Below are 25,225 nucleotides of genomic sequence, written 5' to 3'. Positions count from 1 at the left end.
GCGCCTTTCATCAAGCCTCGGCAAAACGGGGCTTGTTTTGCAGCCAGCGTTTTATCAGCTGGCATCGCATTTCCTGATTTAGCGTTGGGGATGCAGCGATCCTCTGCACCTGGGGTAACAGTTCTGCATCTCTCTGCAAATCGGCGATGCGGTGCTGGATTTCACCGGTCTGGCGTGTGCCGAGAATCTCCCCGGGGCCACGCAGTCGCAGGTCTTCCTCCGCAATAGCAAAGCCATCGCTATGTTGACGCAGTGCCTGTAGGCGTGCACGCCCATTTTGCGATAAAGGAGTACCGTAGAGCAGCACACAATGACTGGCGATGGAGCCGCGTCCCACGCGACCGCGCAGCTGGTGCAGCTGGGCCAGACCGAGCCGCTCAGGGTTTTCGATAATCATAAGGCTGGCATTGGGCACATCCACCCCCACCTCAATCACAGTGGTCGCTACCAGCAGGTCCACTTCACCCGCCTTAAAAGCGCTCATCACCTGCTCTTTTTGCTCTGGCTTGAGACGACCGTGCACCAGGGCCACGCGTACGCCATCCAGCGTTTCCGCCAGCTCCTGTGCAGTGGACTCTGCTGCCTGAGCTTGCAGGCTCTCGGACTCTTCAATCAGGGTGCAGACCCAGTAGGCCTGACGGCCTTCGGCAATGGCGCTGTGCACGCGCTCCATTACCTGGTCTCGGCGATCATTGGAAATAGCTACCGTGTTTATGGGTTGCCGCCCCGGCGGCAATTCATCAATGACGGAACAATCCAAGTCGGCAAAGGCCGACATAGCCAAGGTGCGAGGAATTGGAGTCGCAGTCATGATCAATTGGTGCGGTTGCAGCCGGCCAGTGGCACCGCTGGCTGCGCCCTTTTCACGAAGCTCCAAGCGCTGGCGTACGCCGAAGCGGTGCTGCTCATCGATAATAACCAGAACCAGGTTGTGGAAAACCACTTCCGCTTGGAAAAGTGCATGAGTTCCCACCACCAGTTGGGCATCACCACTGGCTACTTTAGCCAGCTGCTCGCGTCGCTCAGCGGCTTTCAGGCTGCCGGTGAGCTGGGCAACTTGTACGCCGAGAGGGTCGAGCCAGTTGCAGAAGTTAATCCTGTGCTGTTCCGCGAGGATTTCAGTGGGTGCCATTACGGCCACCTGGGCGCCGACGCCTATGCCCTTTAGTGCTGCCATGGCCGCCACCAGAGTCTTGCCTGCACCGACATCCCCCTGCAGCAGGCGCATCATAGGGGCGTCCCGGGCGAGATCCTCGGCGATTTCCCCGCATACCCGCTGCTGTGCGCCGGTGAGTGAAAATGGTAAACGCGAGAGAAAATCCCTCTCCAGGGACTCATTTACAGATAGCGGCGGAGCTGCAACTCTGGTGCTATTACGCCGCAGCTCCAACAGGCTTAAGTGATGAGCGAGTAATTCCTCCAACGCCAAGCGTTGCTGTGCAGGGTGTATACCAGCGCCGAGCTGCTCCAGCTGGGTACCAGCAGGAGGTGAATGCAGGTAAATCAGGGCATCCCTCAAAGGGTAACGCAGTGCCTTGGGTAATAACTCTGTGGGGAGTAACTCGGTGACGGCCCCACTTCTCAAGAGCATCACGGCTTGCTGCATCAGCCCGCGCATGCGTCCCTGGCTAACACCCTCGGTCAATGGATAAACCGGGGTGAGGGTTTCTTCTGTGGCAGAATTCTCGCTGCCAACAACCTCGGTTTCCGGGTGGTAGAGTTCTAGCCCAGCAGCGCCGCGACGGGCCTCGCCGAAGCAGCGCAGGCGTACGCCGCGGGCAAAGCGGTTTTTCTGTGCTGCAGAAAAATGGAAAAAGCGCAGGGTGATACTGCCACTCATATCCTGCAATTTCACAACCAGGCTGCGCCGCCGGCCGAAGACGATATCAGCTGCTGTTACCTCACCTTCGATGACTGCATCCATACCAGCGGTGAGCCCCGCAACCGGCACTATGCGGGTGCGGTCCTGATAGCGCAGTGGCAGGTGGAACAGTAGGTCCTGCAAGGAGTAAATATGCAGTTTGGCCAGCACCTGGGCAAACTTATCCCCTACCCCCTTGAGAGCGGTAATAGGTTGTTCTGAGAGGCTGGTTAGGGCTCGATCAGATGACACTGGCTGATAGCCTCTCGTAGGATATCAATGGCGCGGTGGCGTGGGAAGCTGGCGCGCCAGGCCAGGGCGACGGTGCGACGAGGCCCCGGTGCAACAAATGGGCGGGTCTCCAGCAGGCCGCTCGCATATTGTGAAGCTGTAGCTGCAGACAGGGGCAGTACCGTGATGCCCAGCCCCGAAGCCACCATATGGCGCAAGGTTTCCAATGAGCTTCCATCGGCGGCGGTGCGGATGCCGCCACCGTTATCTTTTTCCATGGTCAACTGGAGGTGTGGGCAGGCCTCTAGTACCTGATCGCGGAAACAGTGTCCCTCACCTAGTAAAAGTACATTGTCATCAGTCAATTGTTCCGGGTCGATAGTCTCAAACTGGGTGAGAGGGTGACCGGATGGCATCAGCACCACAAAAGGTTCATCGTAGAGGGGCTGTGTCACGACATCAGGCTCGGTAAACGGCAGCGCGATAATAATTGCGTCGAGTTCGCCTTTGCGTAAACGCTGGCGCAGAGTGGCAGTATACCCCTCCTCCACATACAGAGGCATATCTGGGGCCAGGTGTTGCAACTGGGGAATGAAGTGTGGGAACAAGTAGGGGCCAATGGTAAAGATTGCTCCGACAGAGAGAGGGCTGGAAAGCTGGTCCTTACCGGCGCTGGCGATATCTTTGATTGCCGCAGACTGTTCGAGCACAAGTTGGGCCTGGGCGACAATTCGCTCTCCTAGTGGTGTCGCCTGTACCCGGGTCTTGGAGCGCTCAAACAGCGCAACACCCAATTCCTTTTCCAGTTTTTTCACTGCAATGGACAGGGTCGGCTGGCTCACGAAACAGCGCTCGGCGGCACGGCCGAAATGCTGTTCCTGGGCGAGGGTGACTATATAACGCAATTCATTGAGGGTCATGGTAAAGACAATTAAATGGTCTCAGGTGATAGCTATTATTCATAAATAATAGCTGCTCGCCAATACTGTGTCTCACCCTGCCCCTAGCCTTCTGCCTGGAGACTGAAAGTTGGAAAAATTTACCAATTGTGGACGTCGATAGGGGATTGAGGCGCAAAATTTTGCTATATCTTATGGGGGCATACCGAACGGAGAAACGTCATGGGAGTTCTATCCTGGATCATTCTCGGACTTATTGCCGGCGCATTGGCCAAGTGGATCATGCCAGGCAAAGACCCTGGTGGCTGGATAGTGACTATGGTCATCGGCATTATCGGTGCGTTTATCGGAGGCTGGCTCGGTGCCTTAATTGGTTTCGGCGGACCCGTGACCGGTTTCGGATTTGGCGACATAATAACAGCGACCATTGGTGCGATAATCTTTCTCGCTGTATACCGTTTACTCAAGCGGCGCGGTAACTAGTTCAAAACCAGAGCGGCAGTTTGATTTGTGGGGCATAAGCTGCCCCGCTTCGGTATCCATGGATGGTGGTATCGCAATCGTTTGCGGGTTAATTTTGGAGGGCCCGGAGTGATCGGGTGAGAAGGATCTGTGTTGCAGAGGATCTTATGTTTCTCCAACAGGACTCAACAGCATAAAAATTAAGGGAATATGACGGTTGGTGCGGCACTTGGCACCCTCCGCCGAGAACTATATGACACAACAAGAAAAGCTTTGGATCCTTGGGTGTGGTGACCTTGGGGCGCGCCTCGCGCTGAATATCGACCGGAAGAAATACAGCGTTTTCGGAATGCGTCGTAACCCACTGGTGGCTTTGGCGAGTAAGCGCCGCGCCGATGTTGTTAACTGGCGCAGGGGAGATGCCACAAAGGCCGGTGACATTGAGCGCCTGCTGGCAGATGGTGCCGATATCATACTCGCCACATTTACCCCCGACGAACACACACCTAATGGATACCAGCGTGCTTATGTAGAGACTGCTCGGGCTCTCGCCGAGGCGATCCCGCACCTGCCTAAACCTCCGCGCCTGGTGCTTTGGGTATCTTCCACCCGTGTTTACGGTCAGAGCGGCGATGATTTTATCGATGAACAGACTCCCCCTGTCCCCAGTGGTTTTCAGGGAGAGGCTCTGCTGGCTGCGGAGGATATCATCCGCTCGGCGATGCCCGGCACTTGCATAGTGCGTTTTGCCGGTATTTATGGGCCGGGCCGTGACCGCCTGCTTTCCCAGGTACGTGCCGGACGCTGTGCCCCTCCGCAACCTCCACAGTACAGCAATCGCATCCATGTGGATGACTGCATTGGCTTTTTATTGCATCTAATTGAGAGACATAAACAGGGCTGGTCCCCAGAAAACTTATATATTGGTGCCGATAGCAAGCCGGTGCCCATGTATGAGTTGCAGCAGTGGCTGGTGAAGGCGATGGGCTATACCAGTGCCCATTTGCGCGAGATAGTGCAAACCAGTGAGCGTCGATCTAAGAAGCTCAGTAATCAGCGAATGCTGGCCAGCGGCTACGAGCTGAAGTATCCGGATTATAAAGTGGGCTATAGCGCCCTTCTTGAAGCGGAAGGGTAGAGATGAGCCGGGCGATTGGCCCGGCTTTATTTTGCATTGTAGAAAATCAGGGCACCATTACGCCTTCGGCTTCAAACTGGGCCCCCAGTGGGAGCTCTTTGACGACTACAGTGGCCCGTGCTGGATAAGGCTCCTGGAAAAATTCAGCCATGATTTCATTGACCGCAGCAAAATTACCGCTGTCGGTGATGAACAAGTTCAGCTTCACAATATGATTGAGTGAGCCATCTGCCGCTTCACACACGGCACTCAGGTTGCGAAATACCTGGCGTGCTTCATCGGCGAAGCTGCCTGAAACCATCTGCTGATTTTTTGGGTCCAGCCCTATCTGCCCGGATAGGTAAACCGTGTTGTTAACCTTCACCGCTTGTGAATAGGTACCAGCTGCAGCTGGAGCCTTGTCAGTTTTGATAATTGCGCGGTTGGGCATGCGGGGCACTCCATTACTTATTGGTATTTACGGAAAGCGGCTAAATATAACGTGCTTTGATGGCAAATGTCAGCGTTACTGACAGCCATCATTGCATTGCTAAGTGGCAGTAAATAATGAGCTGATAAGCGCCTTAGGGGCGGGAGATACGGATTACTGATGGCAGGTTGCGCAGTCGTTTCATCACCCTTGCCAGATGCACGCGCCCACTCACTTCCAGCGTCAGGGAGATCACGCTATTGTGCGCATCTTTTTCATCCACATTGATTTGTTCAATGCTGGCCCCCTCCTCGGTAATGCGGGTGGCTAGACGCGCAATAATACCTCGCTCCGATTCAACCTCCACGCGAACATCACCGAGGAATTCTCCAGTTACGTCGGGAGACCAGTTCACCAGCATCAGGTTTTCTGGGTGTTCACGGAACTCACTGGTGTTGCGGCAGGTATCGCGGTGTACCACAACGCCTTTTCCGGAGCTGATATGACCCAGGATGGTATCCCCGGGAATCGGGCGACAGCAGCGTGCAAAACTGATCATCATGCCCTCCTGGGCATCGATCGTCAGTGGTGAAGAAATATTGCCGGTTTCCGCCTCTTCACTGTGGGCTGGTGCCAGTAGCTTTGCGGCGGAGAAGGCGACCTTATTGCCCAGGCCTATCTCTTCGAGCAACTTGTCCAGTGTCGCGCACTTGGCTTCCTGTAGGCCCCGTTCCAATTGTTCCGGAGTGAGTTCCTCCAGGCGCGTGTCGAATTTTCCCAGAGCCTTTTCCAGCAGGCGTCGTCCCAGGGCAATAGAGTCGTGGTGACGCTGGTGCTTTAGGAAGTGCCGAATTGCACTGCGCGCCTTGGCAGTGACGACAAAATTGAGCCAGTTGGGATTTGGTTGGGCACTTTTACGGGTGAGGATTTCCACTCTCTGACCACTTTCGAGGGGTTGCGATAGCGGTGCCAGGCGCTGATTAATACGCACCGCTACACAGGAGTTGCCGATATCCGTATGCACCGAGTAGGCGAAATCCACGGCAGTGGCACCGGCTGGCAGGTCGACAATCTGACCTTTGGGGGTGAATACGTACACCTCATCGGGGAACAGATCGATTTTAACGTTTTCAATAAACTCCAACGAGTCACCAGCGCGTTGCTGCATTTCCAGCAGGCCCTGCACCCAGCGGCGCGCGCGCACTTGGCTGGTGCCGCCGGTATTAATCACTTCATCGCCGGAAGCTTTGTACAACCAGTGGGCAGCAATGCCACTATTGGCCATCTCATCCATTTCCTTGGTACGAACCTGTACCTCGATTGGTACCCCATGCATGCCGAGCAAAACGGTGTGCAGTGATTGGTAGCCATTGGATTTGGGGATGGCGACGTAGTCTTTAAATTCGGAAATGACCGGCTTATACAGGCTGTGCATCACACCTAAAACCCGGTAACAGGTATCCACGCTATCCACGATAATGCGGAAGGCGTAGACATCCATGATTTCCTTAAATGACTTCTTCTTGGCGCGCATCTTCTGATAGATGCTGTATAGATGTTTCTCGCGGCCAATGACCAGAGAGCTGATCCCCTCTCGCTGCAGGCGCAACTCGATAGCATTCTGGATTTGTTCTAACAGCTCCTTGCGATTGCCGCGCGCGGCTACAAGGGCGGCGCGTAACCGGCTGGCGCGCAGTGGATAGATTGCGAAGAAGGCGCGGTCCTCAAACTCGATACGCACATCATTCATGCCCAGGCGATGGGCGATAGGGGCGTAGATTTCGAGGGTCTCCCGGGCGATGCGTGCGCGTTTTTGCGGTTTTAGCGCGCCCAGCGTACGCATGTTATGCAGTCGGTCAGCGAGTTTGACCAGGATTACGCGGATATCACGCGCCATGGCCAGGGCCATCTTCTGGAAGTTCTCTGCCTGCTTTTCTGCCGCACTGTCAGTTTCAAACTGGGTCAGTTTGGAGACGCCGTCGACAATATCGGCCACCTCGCTGCCAAACTGCTCAGCCAGAGCTGCCTTTGGAATCCCGGTATCCTCAATCACGTCGTGCAGCATGGCCGCGGCCAGGCTCTCGTGATCCATATGCATGCCCGCAAGGATGGTAGCCACCGCCAGTGGGTGAGTTACATAGGGCTCGCCGGAGCGACGCTGCTGGCCGTCGTGGGCCTGCTCCGCATAGAAGTAGGCGCGACGGACTATCTGGATCTGATCGGGGGGCAGGTATGAAGAGAGGCGGTGGGCCAGACTATCGATGGTGTGCAATGCCGCGCGCGCCTCTCGTATAACTCATAGACTTCCAGTTCGAACAGGCCAGGATCAGATTTCCTGGTCTGATAGGTAGGCCGGGGCCACCATGGGGGCCGGGGCTTCTTCGCGATCCGGCTGGTCGAGGATGCTGGCATCTACCAGGCCTTCCTCGATCTCCCGCAGGGCGATTACTGTGGGTTTATCATTCTCTTCTGGAACCATGGGATCCTGGCCGCCAGTAGCAATCTGGCGGGCGCGCTTGCTGCCCACGATAACGAGTTCGAAGCGGTTGTCGACGTGCTCGAGGCAATCTTCAACTGTGATACGTGCCATAAACTTTCGGTTCCATTCACTGTGCCCATAAGGGCAAATTCTGTTCGGGAGGACCGGTTATTTTACCGGACCGCGGAGTGTACGCAATTCGATCAATCGGCTCAATGGCGCAGCAATGCCTTTAATAGCTCGCCATGGCGCAGCTGTTGTTGCCCGAGGCGCTGGCGCTGGGCTGTGATAATGCAACTTAGCTCCATCAGGGCCTGGTCGAAATTATCGTTAATCACCAGGTAATCTGCTTCGACATAATGTGTCATCTCATCGATGGCCTGGTCCATGCGCCGTTCTATAACAGCCTGGTCATCCTGGCCGCGCCCGGTGAGGCGCTGGCGCAATGCCTCCTGAGAGGGAGGCAGAATAAATATGCCCACCGTATCTGGAAGCAGACGCCGTACCTGGGCGGCCCCCTGCCAGTCGATCTCCAGGATCACATCGCGGCCACTGTTGAGAACTTCTTCAATACTGCCTTTGGCTGTGCCGTAGTAGTTGTCTCCATATACCTGGGCGTGCTCGAGGAAGGCATTTTCTTCGAGCATTGCCAGAAACTCTTTGCGCTCGATAAAGTGGTAGTCGACACCGTTGACCTCACCGGGGCGCATGGCACGGGTGGTATGGGAAATGGAGACGGTGACTTGGGTGTCGTTGTCCACCAGCGCCTTTACCAGACTGGTCTTCCCCGCACCCGAGGGTGCAGATACGGTATAGAGAGTTCCTGTAGGCACAACTGATCCTATTCGAAGGCAAAGCGTGCATTATAACCGAAGCGGTTAGATTCGCGCTGTCTCAAACGGCGGGGTATGCATGGGAGGCTAAACCCCGGCCGGAGTTGGGGGTATGTGTTGGGAGTTCCAGAAGTGCGCTACAGACTGCACCCCTGAGACCGGCCGGGATCGCCCAGCAGGAGTTTGCTCAATCACCACCAACATCATGCGACTGAGGTTGCCCCTTGTTGCTAATCGCTAACGACAGCGACTTTATCCTCTTTGTCAGTGATTGCCAACCACCACCACATCAGCGCGCTGACAGAAATATAGGCCATAAAAAGTGGGACAAATTGGGTATTTAGCAACGGTAATAGTGCAACCAGGAGCGCCAAGCGCAGGGGTTCCAGATATTTCACCCAGTGGTGGCCATCGAGAATGCGGCCGTTGATAACCAGGCTGAAAACCAGCAGGGCAACTACCGAGATTAGATAGGCAAAGTTCAGCGATTCGTAATACCAGAGTAAGGCCAGGGTTGCGGCGGAGTAACATAGGTGCTGGGCCAGCGCATACACTCGGCGGGCACGGCGAATAGGTGGGTCGTAGCGCTGAAAATGTGCCAGGTTGGTGGAGGGTACAGGCATAGCCGCCTCGGCGTCGGCGGGCCTGTAACCGGTGCGGCGGAACCAGAGGGTGAGCTTGTCCCACCAGCTCTTTGTATACCAGGCGTCCTTAGCCATGCGTTTCAGGTGCTGAAGGTTAGCTGCAAGAGGGTCGAAGGTGTTAAGCGCTTTGCGCACACCGTAAATACAGGGCTCATGCTCAAGCTCTTCTTGATAAGTGCCAAACAGCCGGTCCCACAGAATCAGGATGCCGCCGTAGTTTTTATCCACATAGACCTTGTTTTGCGCATGGTGCACACGATGATTGGAGGGGGTTATAAACAGCCATTCCATCCAGCGGACTTTGGGAATCTTTTGCGTGTGTACCCAGAACTGATAAATCAGATCCAGTGCACCGGCAACGATCACCATTTCCGCCGGCAAGCCGATAAGCAATAGTGGTAGATAGAAAACCCAATCCAATTGCAGCCCGCCACTGGACTGGCGTAGGGCGGTACTCAGGTTGTAGTCCTCACTTTGATGATGCACCAGATGTTCGGCCCAAAACACATTGATTTCATGGCAGATGCGATGCTTCCAGTAATAACAGAAATCGTAGGCGATTACGGCGATTAGCAGGTGCCAGCCGTTACTGATGGACCAGTCGAAACCCATTGCTTGGTAGTAAGGTTGTAGTAGTTGGAACAGAGGGATATAGATAATCAGGAAAAGGCTTTTGTAAGTCAGTCCCAGGATTCTGCTAAGGATGCCGGTGCTGAGATTGCCCAGGGTGTCGTTAAGGCGGTAGACCCCCCAACCTCTCCAGCGGTCCAGGGCAAGCTCTGCCAGAATGGCGAACAGGAAAAAGGGGATAGCGTAGGTAATCAGACTCACGGCGACCTCTTATAGTTATTGCTCGATACCGTCTTACCTGACTTTGCCATAGGGGCTGTGCAGGGCAAATGTCCGCAGGAGCTGGATTCCGAAATCCGTCAGCGTTAGTTTGAGAAGGTTAGCTTCCAAGCACAGAATCTCCCTAGTTGGACGTCTGCGCCGGGACTGGGTCAAATAGCTTCCCTATCATCTGCTCTACTGCCGCGCGGTCCGAGGTGGCACGGAGGAAAGTGCGCAGCCCGATCATTTGAACCTGTAGCTGGCGGGCGAGTAGCTCTGAATTTGTATCCTGGGGCAGCTCTCCAGCGCTTACCGCCTCCTCCACATAGAGGCGAAACTTTTCACCATGTGCAGCCAGCAAGGAGCGGGCCTCGTCCAATAGCGTCTCCTCCCCTTCATCCAGCTCAGAGATGGCTTTGGCCAATAAGCAGAGCTCGTTTGGGGCATCAACGTCATCACCAAGCAGTATGTAGCGGAAATAGGCGCGCAAGCCGCCCAGAGTGCTTGTCTCTTCTGTCATACAGCGATGGAGTAATTCATCGCGGTTTTGCGCGTAATAGGCGAGAACTTCTTTGAAAAGACCAGATTTACTGCCAAAAGCTGCATAAATACTGCCAGGTCGAAGATTGGTGGCCTGCTGCAGGTCACGGGTCGATGTGGCGTGAAATCCATTTTGCCAGAAAAGCCTAGTCGCCTTCTGTAGTACTTCCCGACGATTGAATTTCGCGGTGTTCGCCATGCAGCCTCCAATTGAGCAATTGCTCAAATTTTACCCTTTCAAGGGGTGTACGCCAATTACCATTTAATATTGAACAGTCGCTCAATATTGGGTAGTCTGAGCCTCACTTGATCGATCGCTCAAGTATTTAACCCAAACAATGAAGGTAGGTTCAGCGATGAAAGAGTTTCAAATTTACGACCTTGAAAGCGCACCAGAAGACAGCAAACCCCTCCTACAGAAATCTCTCAAGGCATTTGGGTATATTCCTAACTTGCATGGGGTTATGGCGGAGTCTCCCCAGGCCCTTGCTGCTTACCAGGATTTACACCAGTATTTTCTGAATACTTCATTTACAGCTGAGGAAATGACAGTGGTGTGGCAAACCATCAATGTGGAGCACAACTGCCACTACTGTGTGCCGGCACACAGTGCCATTGCCAAGGCGATGAAGGTGGCAGACGAAGTAAATGAGGCTCTTAGAAATAAGACATCCCTGCCAACTGAAAAGCTAGAAGTACTCAGGGATACCACCCTGGCGATTGTCCGTGAGCGCGGTGTGATTTCAGATGAGGTATTGGAGCGCTTTTATGCGGCTGGTTACAATCGACAGAGCCTGCTCGAGATAATTGCCGGAGTTGCGCAGAAAGTGATGAGCAATTACATCAATCATTTTGCTGATACACCGGTGGATACTCAATTTGCTGCATTTGCTCGCTAGCTAAAACTGAATAGTTTGAGAGCAGAAAAGAAAAGGCCGGTAAATGCCGGCCTTTTCCAATAATGGTAAATTTAACTTGCCGCTTAGGGCACGGCTTCCGCCTCCAGGGTTGCACCAGTATAGGACCTGTAGCCGTATACGGTGATATCCCAGGTACCAGACTGCGGGTTATTGATGGTGCAGCTTTCGTTATTGCTCGACTCTCTAGAGGTGCATGCCCATTGTGAGGCATTGCTGTGTCCCACGTACAGGTCTGCATCACCCTCGCCACCGTACATTTGTACGTTCAGGGAAGAGGTACCAGCCGCCACTTCGATAGTGAAGTCCTGCCGACTGCGCCAGCCGCCGGAGAGGTTGGTCTCTGTCCAGCTCACCCCATCACCATTTCCGTTGCCATTACCGCCATCATCGCCGCTGGCCATGGCTACAGCTGCCGCCGCATCGACAATACCGGTACCACAGCTGCTGCATGAGGACGGGAAGCTACGGGCAGTGCTGGTTAGGATTGATTCCACCTCGTCCGGGCTCAGGTTCGGGTTGACTGAGTAGAGCAGCGCGGCAGCACCGGCAACGTGAGGCGCGGCCATGCTGGTGCCTTGGCTGTAGAAATAGCTATCACTGCTTGGGTTTGTTGCACCGCTGTTGTGTGTGGACAGAATACCATTCGGGTCGTTGAGGAAGCTCTGTGCTCCACCCGGTGCGGCAACATCCACTACATTGCCGTAGTTGGAGTAGTAAGAGCGCCCGCCGTTACGGTTAGTTGCTGCAACCGTAATAACTCCATTACAGCTTGCCGGGCTGAACTGGCTGGCATTGGTATTGTCATTACCAGCGGCAACTACAACGGTGGCGCCCAGGCTGCGGGCGGTATTGATAGCATTTTGGGTTGTAGTATCACAACTACCGCCGCCACCAAGACTCAGGTTGAGTACTTGGGCTGGATTAGCATTAGTCGGCAGGCCACTGACGGAACCGCCTGCTCCCCAAATAATGCCGTCGGCAATATCAGAGGTATAACCACCACAGCGACCGAGTACACGAATCGGAACGACCTTGGCTTTATAGGCGACCCCGGCGATGCCCATATTGTTATTGGTGACCCCGGCAATAGTGCCGGCTACGTGAGTGCCGTGCCAGCTGCTGTCACTTTCTGAGGGGATACGTGGATCATCGCCACAGGCCTTATTGGTGTACCAGTCACCTGGATCAGTGGCATCGCTATCGCGGCCGTCTCCATCCACAGAGACAAAGGTATCAGAAATCATGTCATAGCCCGGCAGAATGTTGCCGACCAGATCGGGGTGTGGGCGATAACCGGTATCAAGTACGGCGACAACAGCTCCTTCACCCTGGGTTACATCCCAAGCTGAAGGCAGGTTCAGGCCGCCGGTGGTCTCAAAATAGTGCCATTGATTGAGATAGCTCGGGTCATTAGGTGTGGCCATAGCGCGCATAATACGGTCAGGCTCGGCATACTCCACATCCGGATCCTGCTTCAGGCGGCTGATAATGGCTTCCAGCTCAGCTTTATTTTTCCGCCCCTCAAGGCGCATTACTTGTGCACCGGTAGCCATACGGCGTAGGTGACGCATCTTGTGGCCGGCGCGACGAGAAGCCTTTTCCACAGTCTCTTGGGCCATAGTGGCAGCCCGACCGACCTTGGCGTTATTTTTATATTTTACGATGATGCGATCTGTCAGCAGAGTGTTGTCCGCCTCTTCTGCATGGGCAGCGAAGGGTGCCGCGCACAGTATTGAAAGTGAGCTCGCTAAAGCTGTCTTTTGAAAAAGAGTTTTCAATGATGATTTCATTATTGTTATTTCTCCGAGATTCTATTTGTCCGGATGCCAGTCAGTGTTCTGGCAGGCCGGCCACTCCTGTGTCACCTCGTATTGGCAAAATAAATTTGCCAAACGGGTTAGCCAAAAAACTGCCAATCACGTGATCAATTAGTCAGTTTCACTAAAATTGGTACCAGAGTTTCAATCGGGCACAGGTATATAACGATATCGAAATCATTATCCTCAGTGAAAACCCAATAAAACTTGTGGCTTTTTGCGACAAATTTATAAGTTTTGAAAAAAAAGTCAGGTATTGAGAAATTGTCTATTGAGGAAGTGTGCTGCAGTTCTCATTGAAAATGAGAGCGAAGAGAATATAAGAATTGTTATGAAAAAAATTAATACAATTTTCTGCTAGACAGGAAGTATCGTTATGTTTTTCGAAGTGGTTTTTTCTTTAGCTAGCTTGAATTCTTAGACCTTTCATCAGAGGCAAATTAGCCCTTGGATTCAACTAAGACGGTGATCCTATTTGATATCTTTAAGAATGAGACATTGCTCTCAGATTTTATTAATTCAGGGAAGGTTAAGTCTGTTTGGGCTCAGAAGGATGCTTTGAATGTTTGTGAAAGGTGCGCTTTAATTATTTATATTTTATTTTGAAAGGCTTTTATTTCTATCTCGGGTTTGATGTGTATAACCACTCTGAAGACTAACAGTCTCACGTAGTTGATGTCGCTTACCGGGCTATATTATAGCTGGGAGTGTGCGCCCAAAGCCTCGCCGCCAATATGCCAAAGATGAAGCCAAATAGGTGTGACTCCCAGGAAATATAATTTCCTTTAGGCAGCAGGCCAATAATCATTCCCCCATAAAAAATCCCTATAAAGATGGACACAATTAATCGACTAAACTGCCTGCTGATAAATCCAGCCATTAGCAAAAAACCGAAATAACCATAGATTATCGAACTTGCCCCCAGGTGGTTTCCGTCTCTTGCAAATAGCCAAACGGTAAGCCCGGTAGTAACTAAAATAGCGATTGTTATTTTCAGGTAGGTTTTAACTCCATATTGTAATACCAAAAAGCTAAATACGCACAGAGTTACTATGTTTGATAAAAAGTGCCACACACTTCCATGTAGCAGTGGAGCGGAAAAAATATGAGGTAGATGGCTGAGAGACCTTGGGACTAGGCCGAAATGATTTAGTGATCGCCCCGTAATTATATTGATAATTTCAATAGTGGCTAATACAAAAAAAATTGCTCCAGCCCATTTAAAACTTTTACGCATAAATTTTAATTTTTAACGTGGGGAAGACTAAAAAGAATAGTTCTGTCGAAGGTGGGAGAATATAGAGCCTTCACTTTAGTTGTAAAAGCCCTATGGTTTTCCTACTCAATATTCTGTACTTGCTCACGCATCTGCTCGATTAGTACTTTCAGTTCTACAGCTGCTTGAGTGGTGTCAGTCACAATGGACTTTGATGAAAGAGTGTTGGCTTCCCGGTTAAACTCCTGCATCAGGAAATCAAGGCGTCGGCCAATTGCGCCACCGCCGGCGAGCACGCGGCGGGTTTCTGCAGTATGGGCACTCAGACGGTCCAGCTCTTCATCAACATCGGCTTTTTGAGCCAGTAGCACTATCTCTTGCTCAAGACGCTCCTTATCCAGGTCCACAGAGAGTTCTTCCAGGCGGCTGCGTAGCTTTTCCCGTTGGGCTTCCAGTATTTGTGGGAGCAGTTCGCGAACATTAGCCACCTGCTCTTCAATTCCTTTGAGACGGGCTTCAATAAACTTTGCCAGCTCTGCGCCCTCGCGTTCGCGATTTGCGCGTAACTGCTGCAACGCCTCGTGAAATGCCTTCAGGATAGTTGCTGACTGCTGCTCGGTATCGGCTTCCGGCTCGCTGATCACTCCGGGCCACTGTAATAGCTGCAGAGGATTTAATGGCTGTATCTCTTCACCTGCAGCCACTTGTTTGGCGGCCTGAATTAATGCCTGTGCTAGGGGCTGGTTTATTTCGAGGCCGCTACTCTCCACACCGTTAGGTTTGATGGTCAGGGTGAGTTCAAGCTTTCCGCGGGACAGGGCTTTGCGTAGAGTGTCACGTAACTGGGCCTCTAAAGGACGTCCAACCTCTGGCAGACGAAAATGGGGCTCTAGGTAGCGATGATTAACCGAGCGCAGTTCCCAGATAGTGGTCCCTGTAGCGTAAGTGCCTTCGGCGCGGCCGAAAGCAGTCATGCTCCGCACTTTGTTTTGTTCCCGGTTATTGGCCATTGCTGATCCCCTGCAGGCGTATTTATCGGCCCGGCATCATAGCACAGCGTTCGGACAGGCATGCTGGGGTATATAATGCTGGGCTTTCATATAATTTTCTGAGGTGAGCTATGCAGCGTCCCAGCGGCCGCGCAGCGGCGCAATTGCGCCAGATTCAAATAACCCGTAACTACACCCGTCACGCTGAGGGCTCTGTTTTGGTAGAGTTCGGCGATACAAAAGTTTTGTGTAACGCATCGGTGTCGAGTGAAGTGCCGCGGTTTTTGCGTGGTCAAGGTAGTGGTTGGATTACCGCTGAGTATGGGATGCTGCCGCGTTCCACCGACTCGCGTATGCCGCGCGAAGCGGCCAAGGGCAAGCAGAGTGGCCGCACTGTTGAGATTCAGCGCTTGATAGGCCGCTCTTTACGCGCAGCGGTAGATTTGGAAAAGCTAGGTGAAAACCAGATCACCTTGGATTGCGATGTTATTCAGGCCGATGGCGGTACGCGAACGGCCGCTATTACTGGCGCCTGTGTGGCCTTGGTGGACGCCCTGCGCTATATGCAGCGAGAAAAAATCCTTACCGAGGATCCATTGCTCAACTTGGTCGCTGCGGTTTCTGTTGGTATCTATGATGGCGAGGCAGTACTCGACCTGGATTACCCGGAGGATAGTGCGGCTGATACCGATATGAATCTGGTGATGGCAGCAGATGGTGGCATGATTGAAGTTCAGGGTACAGCAGAGGGCAAGCCTTTCACTGAGAAGCAGTTCGCACAGCTGCTGGGGCTTGGCAAGGCAGGTATTGATGAACTGATTGCACTCCAACAGGAGGCGCTAAATCAGTAGCAACCGGTAACTGATGGCGAGTCCTGTATGTCGCCAACAAGTAAGCTGATCTATGAAGCCTGGACGAATCCAGGCTTCATAGCATTCACACTTCAATGTCGTAATCCATCATCACTGGAAGGTGACTGGAAAATTTAACGTTCTTGTTGATAGCCCCATATTCGATACGGTTTTTCAAGCCATGCGACACGATTTGCATGTCGGTGCGCCAGCCATCGCCCTCGCCCACGGCGCCGCTCGGCCACCAGGTAAATTCATCGGTGTCTTTGACTACGCGGCGGAAGGCATCGACATAGCCAATCTCATTGAACAGTTGGTCCAGCCAGCGCTGCTCGTGGCGCATAAACCCGGGGCTATCCTGGTGATCTTGCCAGTTCTGCACATCGGCCCGGCGGTGGACCATGCCCCAGTTGCCACAGAAAATAAAATCGCGGCGTTTGCGGCTGATCTTATGCAAATGCGCCTGCATATCGTCGAAGAACTGGACCTTTTTCTCCAGTGATGCTTCATCCGTAGCCACTGGAGCAAGCAGGGAACCAACACTCAGGCGTTCGAAGTCTGCTTGCAAATAACGTCCGTACATATCTTCGCCATTGGCAAAGCCCATTCCAAAAATAATCGCCTTGGGCTGGTTGCGCGTATAGATCGCCACACCGTTTTCATGGGGTGTGCCCGAGTCGAAAAAATAGCTGTAATAGCCGTCGGGGTGGAATATGGGGTGGTCAAGCTCTGGCTCCAGGGAGCGCAGGTCCTGAAGGCAGATAATGTCTGCGTCCTGCTCAGCCAACCAATCGTAGAGACCGCGTTGTGCGGCCTGATGAATGCCGTCTACAGACAAGCTCACTATTCGCATTATTAGCCCCTTACCAGCGGACTGTGTATCATTAGAAACATTATTTGCATGCCTATCCCCGGGATTGCTTCGGGGAGGTCTCCCTTCACCTTAGCCAATAGTTAACAATTTTCCATGCAGCAATATCAGCGCGATTTTATCCAATTGGCCCTGGATCATCAGGTGTTGTGTTTTGGCGACTTCACCTTGAAATCAGGCCGTCAGAGCCCCTACTTCTTCAATGCCGGCCGATTCCACACCGGTGCCGCACTGGCAGCACTCGGACAGGCCTACGCCGAAGCGATTATCGCATCGGGAGTGGAGTTTGATGTCATTTTCGGACCGGCTTACAAGGGCATTCCGCTGGGTGCGGTGACTGCCGTGGCATTGGCCCAGAAAGGCATTGATAAACCTTTTTGCTACAACCGCAAAGAGGCCAAGGATCACGGCGAAGGCGGAACCTTAGTGGGTGCGCCGCTTAATGGCAAGGTTTTGATTATCGATGATGTGATTACTGCGGGCACCGCGGTGCGTGAAGTCATGCAGATTATCGAGTCTCATGGTGCTGAACCGGCGGGTGTAGTGATTGGTTTGAACCGTCAGGAAAAAGCCGGTGAGGATTGTGAATTCTCCGCTATTCAGAAAGTAGAGAGACAGTACAATATTCCAGTGATCAGCATTGTCCAGTTGGATAATGTGATCAGCTTTCTCGAGCAGGAATCGCAGGACGGCGAGACCCTGCAAAAAATTGTGGACTACCGGCAACGTTATGGGGTTTCAGGTCAATAAATAGGCCTTTTCCTGCAGCGGGCCGCACTGTTTAGTGAGAAGAGCGATGCCAATCGCCCCTATTGCACGTTTACTGGTTCCAGGCCTTTTACTGCTCTCCATCCTGGCAAATGCCGCAGGCGGAGCCAGGGGGCAGGTACTTTATCGCTACACTGATAATCAGGGCATTTTGGTGCTCAATGAGAGCGTGCCTCCTGAATATGTGGCTGGGGGCTATGAGATCCTCAGTCACTCCGGTCGAGTATTGGAGGTGGTGCCGCCGCAATTGAGCCCAGAGGAGTATGAGGTTCAACGTCAGCAGGAGGTTCAGAAAGAAGCTGATCGCAAACTGCTCAAGCGTTACAACAGTGTTGCCGATATTGAGAGTGCGCGTAAACGCAAGTTGGCAATTGTCGAGCAGGACATGGCGATTATGCGCTCAAATATCAATAGCCTCGGTCTACAGATTGCTCAGGAAGAAGCGAGCGCGGCACGTACCCAGCGCGGTGGTCGCGAGGTGGCCCCGGAACTGCTGCAGCGTATTGCCGACCTGCAAAAAGAGGTTTCAGTGTTGCGTGAGCGGCTCAGCCGGCGCGCTGATGAGGCCGTCTCTATCAATGATGAGTTTGATAAAGCTGCTGCGCGCTATGCTGAGCTTATGGCTAAACACTAAATGAAGCCGAATTCGCGAGGATAATTGCTTAGTGAGTTTTATCCTCAGGCTCAAACCGGCGTCATTTTTCTAAATTATTCCGTGGCTTGGCTGCAGCTATTTAGCGAGCTGCAGCCACTGTCTCACGGAAAAACCCCGAGGTTAAGACCGGCCATTGCTCAGCCCAGTATTCTGTAGGCTTGCGCTTGAAGCCGCTGCGTACGTATTGCACGATACGGCCTTCGGCACTGGCCAGTAACAGATTGGCGGCACCGCCCAGGGGCAGAGTTGGGCGGAGGTGTTCGCGAAGCTCTGCCTCGCGCAGAATTTGCCGGATCTGGGTCTCCAGGCGATCGAATAGCTGCAGGATACGCCCGTGTAATCGCTCAGTTTCGCCTGTCAGTGCATCGCCAGTGAGGAGGCGGGTTATACCCGGATTGCGCTCACAGAAAGCCAGAAGAAGGTGCAGAATTTTCTGGCAACGGTTCAGGGCTGAGGGCTCCTCCTGCAAAATCATTGCAATGCGTGTGAAAACTGTCTCCTCGATAAATTCGATAAGACCTTCAAACATTTTTGATTTACTTGGGAAATGGCGATAAAGCGCCGCTTCTGAGAAGCCGACTTCCTTGGCCAGGGCTGCAGTTGTAATACGTGCGCCGGGACTGGCTTCCAGCATATGTGCCAGAGCTTCCAGGATCTGTTGACGCCGATTGATTTTTTCGCTGCTCATTGACTGCCTTTAGTCCGCTTGGGGAGCGGACGGTGGTTTTTGCTCTTGTTGCCTTAATATTGCGGCGGCGGAATCCTACCGATTCGCTCGGCTGTCTTCAATTGCCAAGGACGATTGTGTGTCCGCTTTATGCGTCATTGTTGGTAATTAGGGTGCCAACGCCGGTATCTGTGAAGATTTCCAGCAATACCGCATGGGGTACCCTGCCATCGATAATATGTGCCGAGGTCACGCCGGCTTTAACAGCATGCAATGCGCAGGCAATTTTGGGCAGCATGCCGCCGTGAATTGTACCGTCTGCAATTAAGCCTTCTACCTGCGGTGTACTCAAACCGGTCAGTACCTCTCCCTTTTTATCTTTAAGGCCCGATACGTTGGTGAGTAGCATCAGTTTTTCTGCTTTTAGACATTCGGCAATTTTACCGGCGACCAAGTCCGCATTGATATTGTATGAAATACCATCCTTGTCGACCCCAATTGGAGCGATTACCGGAATAAAATCGCTGTGAATCAACATATCAATAACATCGGTATTGACCTTTTCTACCTCGCCCACCTGGCCGATGTCGATAATCTCCGAGGCATGCAGGCCGGCACTCTCATTTTTCCTGGTGAGTTTGCGTGCCTTGATTAATAAGCCATCCTTACCGGTGACCCCCACAGCACGGCCGCCGTTATGGTTGATCAAGTTGACAATTTGTTTATTGACGGTGCCGCCTAACACCATTTCCACCACATCCATGGTTTCGCTGTCAGTGATGCGCATACCATCGACAAAACGGGATTCGATACTCAGTTTGTTCAGGAGCTGACCAATTTGCGGACCGCCGCCGTGTACCACCACGGGGTTCATACCAACCAGCTTCATCAGGATAATATCCCGGGCAAAGCTGTTCTGAAGCTCCCTGTCCACCATGGCATTTCCGCCAAACTTCACTACAACAGTCTTGCTGGTAAATTGCTGGATATAAGGCAATGCCTCATTCAGGACCTGGGCAACACGCAGTGCGGACTTTTTATCGAGGGACATGGAAATTCCTTTGGAGTAAGGCACGTTTGAGCGGAATTCTCCTGCCGCCCAATCTATGCCGAGAGTGCCGCGCAGGTACGCGGATATGTTGTGGATATAAACATACCGACCGCCGGTCGGCAGCGGCACTTATCTGTGCCGCAGTATATTCAGGTCAATTTATACTCGTCAGTCGAGAAGCTGCCAGTTAGGCACGGTAATAGTGGGATCGATTTTTTTGAGCTGATCCATAACCTGTTTGCGAATACGTTCTAGAGCCTCTTCATTTTCAGCTTCAAAACGAAGGGTTAAAACGCTAGTAGTATTGGAGGCCCGCACCAGTCCCCAGCCATCGTTGAACTCTATTCGCAAGCCATCGATAGTATTGACGTCCGCACCGGTAAAGCCCCCCTGCTCGCGTAACTTTTCAATCAGGGCAAATTTTTCCTGCTCCGCCACAGGTAACAGGATTTCTGGGGTACTTTGCATTTTGGGTAGGGTGTCCAGCAACTCGTCGAGGCTCTGTTCACGTAGTGCCATAATTTCCAGGATGCGCGCAGCCGCGTAAATACCATCATCAAAGCCAAACCAACGATCCTTGATGAAAATATGCCCGGATAATTCGCCACCAAGAATGGCTTTGGTTTCCAGCATTTTGGTTTTCATCGGGGCATGGCCTGTTTTCCACATTACCGGTCGGCCTCCATATTGGCTGACCAATTGCGCCAGGCTGCGACTGCTTTTCACATCAAAGACAATGCTTTCACCGGGGTGCCTGCCGAGAATATCCCTGGCTAACAACATAACCAGTTGGTCGGCCCAGGCGATACGTCCACTGCTGGATACCAGGGTAACCCGATCGCCGTCGCCATCGAGAGCCACGCCCAAGTCCGCTCCGGCCTCAGCGACTTTATCTATCAGAGCCTGGAGGTTTTCCGGGCGCGAAGGATCTGGCGGGTGGTTGGGGAAGTTCCCATCCACTTCGCAGAATATTGGTGTTACTGCACAGCCCAGTTGCTCGAACAGGCGCGGGGCCAGTAGGGAAGTAGCGCCGTTGCCCGCGTCCACTACTAGGTGAGGCTGCCCGGCGAGCGCTACATTGTTGAAGATCTCATCGATATACTTGTCTTTGATATCCTGCTCGCGGTTACTGCCTTCTCCATCCTTGAAAGGGCCCTTTTTCATTAGCTGGTAAAGCCCCTGGAGCTTCTCCTCGGCCAGAGGGCGGCCCTTGAGTATAATCTTGAATCCATTGTATTCGGCGGGGTTGTGGCTGGCGGTTACTATAACTCCACTGGTGGTGTTCTTGCCTTTTGCGCAAGCGTAATAGAGTAAAGGTGATGGGACCAAGCCCAGGTCAACACTGTTACAGCCGGTATCGAGAATACCTTCCATCAGACAATTACTGAGCAGTTCACTGCTATTTCGGCCATCGCGTCCCACAAGCAGAATATGCTCCCCTGCGTGTAGGGCTAGGGTACCGAGAGCGCGCCCAAGCTGGTATGCGAAAGGCTCGTTGATCTCATCGCCGGCAATACCGCGAATGTCGTATGCGCGAAATACGTGCGCGGGAAACTCGGTGCCCAGAGAGGAGTGCGGCTTGTTCACTTCTTTAGGGGTATTTTCTGCATGGCTTTGCTCGGTGGCCTGTGGAGCGATACTGGGGGCCGCGGCCAGGCTCTGGGGCAGGGAACCATCCTGCTGTGGGGCCTCACCCTCTATTTCTCCAAGTTTACTCGTCCTCTCGCTGTCTTTTGTGTTTCTTTGGCTGCGTTCCCAGGGAGCGCGAGTGTCTTGTGGAAGAAAGCGTATCAATAGCAGCAGTGTAACCAGCAGGCCGGCACCGGCACCGAGATAAATCCAAAGCGTCGACAGGCTGTATTGTTCGGTGAATGTAGTGGAAGGGCTAAATTTCACATGCAGATAACTTCCCTGAATATCCACAGTGGAGGTATAGCTCCCACCCTGCCCGCTGCTCCATAGAGTTTGTGCAGCCCCATCGGGAAATTTCTGGGTGAGCTGAATTTGTCCCTGACCCTTATCAAGGTCATCCAGAGTGCTTTCTATTACGGTAAAGGGTTGGCTTACCAGCAGTTGCTCGCTACTTAGGTTGATGACGTTGTGTAATTGCCAGCTGTTATCGGAGCCTGTGCGCAGTATTTCCAGGGGTTGCTGTGCGTCCAATCGGGTTCGTTTGAGCAGATCTACCAGGGCGAAATTGAGACTCGGGTCTGAGCCGGCTCCGACCTGAATCTGCGCGCTGCTAAATACCTGCACCCTCGATTGCTCTGGCAGTTCGGCAGTATTGAGAAGAGTGGCAGCCGGTGTCTGTAACGCACTGATTTTTTGCAGGCGCCGAGAACGCTCGATCAGTTGCTGTTGAATTACCTGAGCTAATGTTTCTCCCTGTTTTTCAGCCGCCTTGGCCACCTGGGAACGGTTATGGGGTTTGACCAGATGTTCAATGATTAAATAGGCTCCACAGAGCCAGGCTACTGCGGCCAGTAGGGAAGGTAGTAGTAGTCCTTTGTGCAATGCTGAATTGCGTTGACTGTTGTTCTTGGAAACCACAGATATTCCTGTCCGAGATTTTTTACTGTTGTGCCTTGGTGGCAATTATTTCTATAAGCTGCCTGGCCAGATCGGTCTTCAAGGCTGGCGGTAGAGTATCGCTGCCATTTCGATCTATCACTGTGACCGCGTTGTGGTCGCTGTTAAAACCGCTATCTGCGCGGCTTACATCATTGGCAATTATCATATCTAGATTTTTTCGCTGCAGCTTACTCAGTGCATACTGCTCCACCTGTTGGGTCTCTGCGGCAAAGCCAACCGTAAATGGGCGTCGTTCCACGCGTGCAGCGATACCGGCAACGATATCGGGGTTTTTAATCAGGGCAATAGAGCTTTCATCATGGTCTTCCTGCTTCTTGATTTTTTGCTCGGCGGCGGCGGCTGGACGAAAATCTGCAACAGCGGCAGCGCTGATAAAGATGTCACAGAGGTCCGCTGCGCGCTCGGCAGCAGCGCGCATTTCTCGTGCGTCGACAACGTCGACGCGCTTAACATGGGCCGGAGTGGCCAAGTTTACCGGCCCGGCAATCAATGTTACCTGGGCGCCGGCCTGTTGAGCGGCCTTGGCTAGTGCGAACCCCATTTTGCCGGAACTGTGGTTGCTCAGATAGCGTACCGGGTCCAGTGCTTCGCGGGTTGGACCAGCGGTGATGACTACGTTTTTGCCTTGCAGGCAGTCGCTACTGCCGAACATAGTTTCCGCCTGTAGTACTAACTCTGCGGGCTCGAGCATGCGCCCCGGCCCTACATCTCCACAGGCTTGACTGCCGGCCGCTGGACCCCATAAGTGAACTCCGCGGTCGCGCAGAGTTTTTGCATTGGCTGTTGTAGCGGGGTGGCGCCACATGGCCTGATTCATTGCGGGTGCTAGCGCCAGGGGTGCCTCACTGGCCAGGCACAGGGTGTTGAGCAGATCATCGGCCATGCCGCAGGTGAGTTTCGCCATCACCTGGGCGCTTGCGGGTGCAATCAGGATTAGCTCGGCCCACTTGGCCAGCTCAATATGCCCCATGGCTGCTTCAGCGGCAGGGTCCAACAGGTCAGAGTGAACAGGGTTGCTAGACAGAGCCTGGAAAGTCAGGGGCTGCACAAATTTTTGGGCTCCGGCAGTCATAACCACCCTTACCTCGGCACCGCGATCTTTCAGACGGCGTACCAGGTCGGCGCTTTTGTATGCGGCGATACCGCCACTGATACCCAAAAGAATGCGTTTATTGGTAAGGGGGGACATAGATACAGTTTCCGAATATATGCGAGCGGGTTAGATTAGCATTTCTGCGTCCGTACTTATAAGGCGGAGAATAGACACGAAAATCGCGTTTGGGGTGAGTTGGTGAGAGGGTTCACAGAAAAAGGCTGCCAGGAAAGGCTGGGAAGTGGATATGAAAATCAAGGATTGGCCGGAGGCTGAAAGGCCTCGGGAGAAGTTGTTGGCGCGAGGTGCCGCAGCGTTGTCGGACGCGGAGTTGTTGGCCATATTCCTGCGTGTGGGTTTGCCAGGGGTTTCGGCGGTGGACTTGGCACGCAGTCTACTGACTGAGTTCGGCGGTCTACGAGCGCTGCTAGAAGTGGATAGGGACCAGTTTTGTCGCGCGCGCGGATTGGGGGATGCCAAGTTTGTCCAGCTGCAAGCGGCGCTGGAAATGGCAAGGCGCCATTTGGCGGAGACTGTGAGCCAAGGGGGCGCACTGTGCAGCCCGGCTGCAGTGCGAGACTATTTAGCGATGCAGCTGCGCCACCGCCGACGGGAAGTATTCTGCTGCCTGTACCTGGATACCCAGCATCGTGTGATTGCTTTTGAGGAGCTGTTTGAGGGAACGCTCAATGCTGCCAGTGTCTATCCCCGTGAGGTGGTACAGACGGCTCTGCATCGCAATGCGGCAGCGCTAATCCTGGCGCACAATCACCCCTCTGGCATCTGTGAGCCCAGCCAAGCGGACATATGTATCACTGAGCGCTTGGTACAGGCCTTGGAGCTGGTCGATATTAAAGTTCTAGATCACTTAATCGTTGGTGAGGACAAGGCTTTATCCTTTGCCGAGCAGGGGCTTCTGTAAAGATGCCGTGATCGGCGCAGAACTGCTGTACAAAACTTGCTCCCTACGGGCTCTTTTGGTATAAAACGCCGCTCTTTGCGGCCGGGCCAGATTCTGCACAGGTTCCGCCGCCATCCAGGAACCGGATTAGAATCCCGATTTTTATGTTCCCGCACTACCTTTTCCTCTTCAGGATTGGCGCTATGCGGGCACAAGCGTTTTGAAGAGGCCAACAGATGTCCAAGGTATGTCAGGTAACCGGTAAGCGTCCGGTTACCGGAAACAATGTATCCCACGCTAAGAACCGCACCAAGCGTCGCTTCGTGCCAAATCTGCACAGTCACCGTTTCTGGGTTGAGTCCGAGAAGCGTTTCGTGAAACTGCGTGTTTCCGCAAAAGGCATGCGCGTTATCGATAAGAAAGGTATCGACGCTGTCCTGACTGAGCTGCGCGCCCGCGGCGAAAAAGTGTAACAGCTGTAACCCAGCTAATAGATTGGAGATAGAG

General features: G+C 53.1%; 24 protein-coding genes. 8 read left to right on the top strand and 16 right to left on the bottom strand.

Annotated features, from left to right (window positions below; genetic code table 11):
* Positions 1-10 precede the first annotated feature (10 nt).
* A complete protein-coding gene (gene recG, locus ACJJI7_RS06420; RefSeq protein ID WP_282952080.1) occupies positions 11-2,113 on the bottom strand; it encodes an ATP-dependent DNA helicase RecG in 2,103 nt (700 codons plus the stop codon).
* Positions 2,092-3,012: a hydrogen peroxide-inducible genes activator gene (locus ACJJI7_RS06415; RefSeq protein ID WP_353375870.1), complete on the bottom strand. Its 921-nt coding sequence runs from the start codon at positions 3,010-3,012 to the stop codon at positions 2,092-2,094. Before ACJJI7_RS06415 ends, recG begins: the two co-directional genes overlap by 22 nt.
* A gap of 201 nt (positions 3,013-3,213) precedes the next feature.
* Here ACJJI7_RS06415 and ACJJI7_RS06410 point away from each other — a divergent pair, with 201 nt between their 5' ends.
* Together ACJJI7_RS06410 and ACJJI7_RS06405 are read left to right on the top strand one after the other, a co-directional pair.
* Positions 3,214-3,474: a GlsB/YeaQ/YmgE family stress response membrane protein gene (locus ACJJI7_RS06410; RefSeq protein WP_020413961.1), complete on the top strand. Its 261-nt coding sequence runs from the start codon at positions 3,214-3,216 to the stop codon at positions 3,472-3,474.
* A gap of 232 nt (positions 3,475-3,706) precedes the next feature.
* Positions 3,707-4,591, top strand: a complete 885-nt coding sequence (locus tag ACJJI7_RS06405) for an NAD-dependent epimerase/dehydratase family protein (protein WP_444902443.1) — start codon at positions 3,707-3,709, stop codon at positions 4,589-4,591.
* Positions 4,592-4,637: 46 nt separating this feature from the next.
* Here the strand turns inward: ACJJI7_RS06405 and ACJJI7_RS06400 are convergent, their stop codons facing one another.
* The 6 genes from ACJJI7_RS06400 to ACJJI7_RS06375 form a co-directional block, all read right to left on the bottom strand.
* Positions 4,638-5,021, bottom strand: coding sequence for a RidA family protein (locus ACJJI7_RS06400; protein WP_020413963.1), 384 nt, complete (start codon positions 5,019-5,021; stop codon positions 4,638-4,640).
* Between the two features lie 133 nt (positions 5,022-5,154).
* Positions 5,155-7,272, bottom strand: a complete 2,118-nt coding sequence (gene spoT / locus ACJJI7_RS06395) for a bifunctional GTP diphosphokinase/guanosine-3',5'-bis pyrophosphate 3'-pyrophosphohydrolase (RefSeq protein WP_020413964.1) — start codon at positions 7,270-7,272, stop codon at positions 5,155-5,157.
* A gap of 54 nt (positions 7,273-7,326) precedes the next feature.
* On the bottom strand, positions 7,327-7,590 hold the full coding sequence (gene rpoZ, locus ACJJI7_RS06390; RefSeq protein ID WP_020413965.1) for a DNA-directed RNA polymerase subunit omega: 264 nt from the start codon (positions 7,588-7,590) through the stop codon (positions 7,327-7,329).
* A gap of 101 nt (positions 7,591-7,691) precedes the next feature.
* Entirely contained in the window at positions 7,692-8,312 is a 621-nt protein-coding gene (gene gmk, locus ACJJI7_RS06385; RefSeq protein WP_020413966.1) for a guanylate kinase, read from the bottom strand.
* Positions 8,313-8,542: 230 nt separating this feature from the next.
* Entirely contained in the window at positions 8,543-9,787 is a 1,245-nt protein-coding gene (locus tag ACJJI7_RS06380; RefSeq protein ID WP_444902444.1) for a sterol desaturase family protein, read from the bottom strand.
* 142 nt (positions 9,788-9,929) lie between these two features.
* On the bottom strand, positions 9,930-10,526 hold the full coding sequence (locus ACJJI7_RS06375) for a TetR/AcrR family transcriptional regulator (protein ID WP_282952084.1): 597 nt from the start codon (positions 10,524-10,526) through the stop codon (positions 9,930-9,932).
* Between the two features lie 157 nt (positions 10,527-10,683).
* On the opposite strand from ACJJI7_RS06375, the gene ACJJI7_RS06370 reads away from it, so the two are divergent.
* Positions 10,684-11,226, top strand: coding sequence for a carboxymuconolactone decarboxylase family protein (locus ACJJI7_RS06370; RefSeq protein WP_020413969.1), 543 nt, complete (start codon positions 10,684-10,686; stop codon positions 11,224-11,226).
* A gap of 83 nt (positions 11,227-11,309) precedes the next feature.
* On the opposite strand, the gene ACJJI7_RS06365 is transcribed toward ACJJI7_RS06370, so the two are convergent.
* From ACJJI7_RS06365 to ACJJI7_RS06355, 3 genes are all read right to left on the bottom strand, one after another.
* Positions 11,310-13,037: a S8 family peptidase gene (locus tag ACJJI7_RS06365; RefSeq protein WP_444902445.1), complete on the bottom strand. Its 1,728-nt coding sequence runs from the start codon at positions 13,035-13,037 to the stop codon at positions 11,310-11,312.
* Positions 13,038-13,746: 709 nt separating this feature from the next.
* Positions 13,747-14,301 carry a rhomboid family intramembrane serine protease gene (locus ACJJI7_RS06360; protein WP_026305159.1) on the bottom strand — a complete coding sequence of 185 codons (555 nt, stop codon included), beginning with the start codon at positions 14,299-14,301 and terminating at the stop codon, positions 13,747-13,749.
* A gap of 101 nt (positions 14,302-14,402) precedes the next feature.
* Positions 14,403-15,290 (bottom strand): YicC/YloC family endoribonuclease, encoded by an 888-nt coding sequence (locus ACJJI7_RS06355; protein ID WP_444902446.1) that lies wholly within the window; start codon positions 15,288-15,290, stop codon positions 14,403-14,405.
* A 110-nt stretch (positions 15,291-15,400) separates the two neighbouring features.
* Here ACJJI7_RS06355 and rph point away from each other — a divergent pair, with 110 nt between their 5' ends.
* Positions 15,401-16,120, top strand: coding sequence for a ribonuclease PH (gene rph, locus ACJJI7_RS06350; RefSeq protein WP_282952086.1), 720 nt, complete (start codon positions 15,401-15,403; stop codon positions 16,118-16,120).
* Positions 16,121-16,205: 85 nt separating this feature from the next.
* Here the strand turns inward: rph and ACJJI7_RS06345 are convergent, their stop codons facing one another.
* Entirely contained in the window at positions 16,206-16,973 is a 768-nt protein-coding gene (locus tag ACJJI7_RS06345) for an exodeoxyribonuclease III (protein ID WP_444902447.1), read from the bottom strand.
* Between the two features lie 114 nt (positions 16,974-17,087).
* Here ACJJI7_RS06345 and pyrE point away from each other — a divergent pair, with 114 nt between their 5' ends.
* Together pyrE and ACJJI7_RS06335 are read left to right on the top strand one after the other, a co-directional pair.
* Entirely contained in the window at positions 17,088-17,741 is a 654-nt protein-coding gene (pyrE, locus tag ACJJI7_RS06340) for an orotate phosphoribosyltransferase (RefSeq protein ID WP_020413975.1), read from the top strand.
* 46 nt (positions 17,742-17,787) lie between these two features.
* Entirely contained in the window at positions 17,788-18,393 is a 606-nt protein-coding gene (locus tag ACJJI7_RS06335; RefSeq protein WP_020413976.1) for a hypothetical protein, read from the top strand.
* Between the two features lie 100 nt (positions 18,394-18,493).
* On the opposite strand, the gene slmA is transcribed toward ACJJI7_RS06335, so the two are convergent.
* From slmA to coaBC, 4 genes are all read right to left on the bottom strand, one after another.
* A complete protein-coding gene (gene slmA / locus ACJJI7_RS06330) occupies positions 18,494-19,102 on the bottom strand; it encodes a nucleoid occlusion factor SlmA (protein ID WP_020413977.1) in 609 nt (202 codons plus the stop codon).
* 127 nt (positions 19,103-19,229) lie between these two features.
* On the bottom strand, positions 19,230-20,132 hold the full coding sequence (gene argB, locus ACJJI7_RS06325) for an acetylglutamate kinase (RefSeq protein WP_282953646.1): 903 nt from the start codon (positions 20,130-20,132) through the stop codon (positions 19,230-19,232).
* Positions 20,133-20,300: 168 nt separating this feature from the next.
* A complete protein-coding gene (locus tag ACJJI7_RS06320; RefSeq protein ID WP_020413979.1) occupies positions 20,301-22,682 on the bottom strand; it encodes a phosphomannomutase/phosphoglucomutase in 2,382 nt (793 codons plus the stop codon).
* 22 nt (positions 22,683-22,704) lie between these two features.
* Entirely contained in the window at positions 22,705-23,913 is a 1,209-nt protein-coding gene (gene coaBC, locus ACJJI7_RS06315) for a bifunctional phosphopantothenoylcysteine decarboxylase/phosphopantothenate--cysteine ligase CoaBC (protein ID WP_353375879.1), read from the bottom strand.
* Between the two features lie 151 nt (positions 23,914-24,064).
* Between coaBC and radC the strand changes: the two genes are divergently transcribed.
* Both radC and rpmB read left to right on the top strand, forming a co-directional pair.
* Positions 24,065-24,739, top strand: a complete 675-nt coding sequence (gene radC / locus ACJJI7_RS06310) for a RadC family protein (RefSeq protein ID WP_444902448.1) — start codon at positions 24,065-24,067, stop codon at positions 24,737-24,739.
* A gap of 215 nt (positions 24,740-24,954) precedes the next feature.
* The gene (gene rpmB, locus ACJJI7_RS06305) at positions 24,955-25,191 is read left to right on the top strand and encodes a 50S ribosomal protein L28 (protein ID WP_020413982.1); all 237 of its coding nucleotides are present in this window, start codon (positions 24,955-24,957) and stop codon (positions 25,189-25,191) included.
* Positions 25,192-25,225: the final 34 nt, after the last annotated feature.

It is taken from the genome of Microbulbifer variabilis (assembly GCF_056232115.1).
Note: the sequence above shows the minus strand (reverse complement) of the source record. Positions and strands in the feature narration are given on the sequence as shown.

Bases quoted from the DNA above. Each gene is read 5' to 3' on its own strand.
- ACJJI7_RS06415 (WP_353375870.1), bottom strand. From the start codon at position 3,012: ATGACCCTCAATGAATTGCGTTATATAGTCACCCTCGCCCAGGAACAG.
- ACJJI7_RS06410 (WP_020413961.1), top strand. From the start codon at position 3,214: ATGGGAGTTCTATCCTGGATCATTCTCGGACTTATTGCCGGCGCATTG.
- ACJJI7_RS06405 (WP_444902443.1), top strand. From the start codon at position 3,707: ATGACACAACAAGAAAAGCTTTGGATCCTTGGGTGTGGTGACCTTGGG.
- ACJJI7_RS06400 (WP_020413963.1), bottom strand. From the start codon at position 5,021: ATGCCCAACCGCGCAATTATCAAAACTGACAAGGCTCCAGCTGCAGCT.
- rpoZ (WP_020413965.1), bottom strand. From the start codon at position 7,590: ATGGCACGTATCACAGTTGAAGATTGCCTCGAGCACGTCGACAACCGC.
- ACJJI7_RS06375 (WP_282952084.1), bottom strand. From the start codon at position 10,526: ATGGCGAACACCGCGAAATTCAATCGTCGGGAAGTACTACAGAAGGCG.
- ACJJI7_RS06370 (WP_020413969.1), top strand. From the start codon at position 10,684: ATGAAAGAGTTTCAAATTTACGACCTTGAAAGCGCACCAGAAGACAGC.
- ACJJI7_RS06365 (WP_444902445.1), bottom strand. From the start codon at position 13,037: ATGAAATCATCATTGAAAACTCTTTTTCAAAAGACAGCTTTAGCGAGC.
- ACJJI7_RS06360 (WP_026305159.1), bottom strand. From the start codon at position 14,301: ATGCGTAAAAGTTTTAAATGGGCTGGAGCAATTTTTTTTGTATTAGCC.
- ACJJI7_RS06355 (WP_444902446.1), bottom strand. From the start codon at position 15,290: ATGGCCAATAACCGGGAACAAAACAAAGTGCGGAGCATGACTGCTTTC.
- rph (WP_282952086.1), top strand. From the start codon at position 15,401: ATGCAGCGTCCCAGCGGCCGCGCAGCGGCGCAATTGCGCCAGATTCAA.
- ACJJI7_RS06345 (WP_444902447.1), bottom strand. From the start codon at position 16,973: ATGCGAATAGTGAGCTTGTCTGTAGACGGCATTCATCAGGCCGCACAA.
- pyrE (WP_020413975.1), top strand. From the start codon at position 17,088: ATGCAGCAATATCAGCGCGATTTTATCCAATTGGCCCTGGATCATCAG.
- ACJJI7_RS06335 (WP_020413976.1), top strand. From the start codon at position 17,788: ATGCCAATCGCCCCTATTGCACGTTTACTGGTTCCAGGCCTTTTACTG.
- slmA (WP_020413977.1), bottom strand. From the start codon at position 19,102: ATGAGCAGCGAAAAAATCAATCGGCGTCAACAGATCCTGGAAGCTCTG.
- argB (WP_282953646.1), bottom strand. From the start codon at position 20,132: ATGTCCCTCGATAAAAAGTCCGCACTGCGTGTTGCCCAGGTCCTGAAT.
- coaBC (WP_353375879.1), bottom strand. From the start codon at position 23,913: ATGTCCCCCCTTACCAATAAACGCATTCTTTTGGGTATCAGTGGCGGT.
- radC (WP_444902448.1), top strand. From the start codon at position 24,065: ATGAAAATCAAGGATTGGCCGGAGGCTGAAAGGCCTCGGGAGAAGTTG.
- rpmB (WP_020413982.1), top strand. From the start codon at position 24,955: ATGTCCAAGGTATGTCAGGTAACCGGTAAGCGTCCGGTTACCGGAAAC.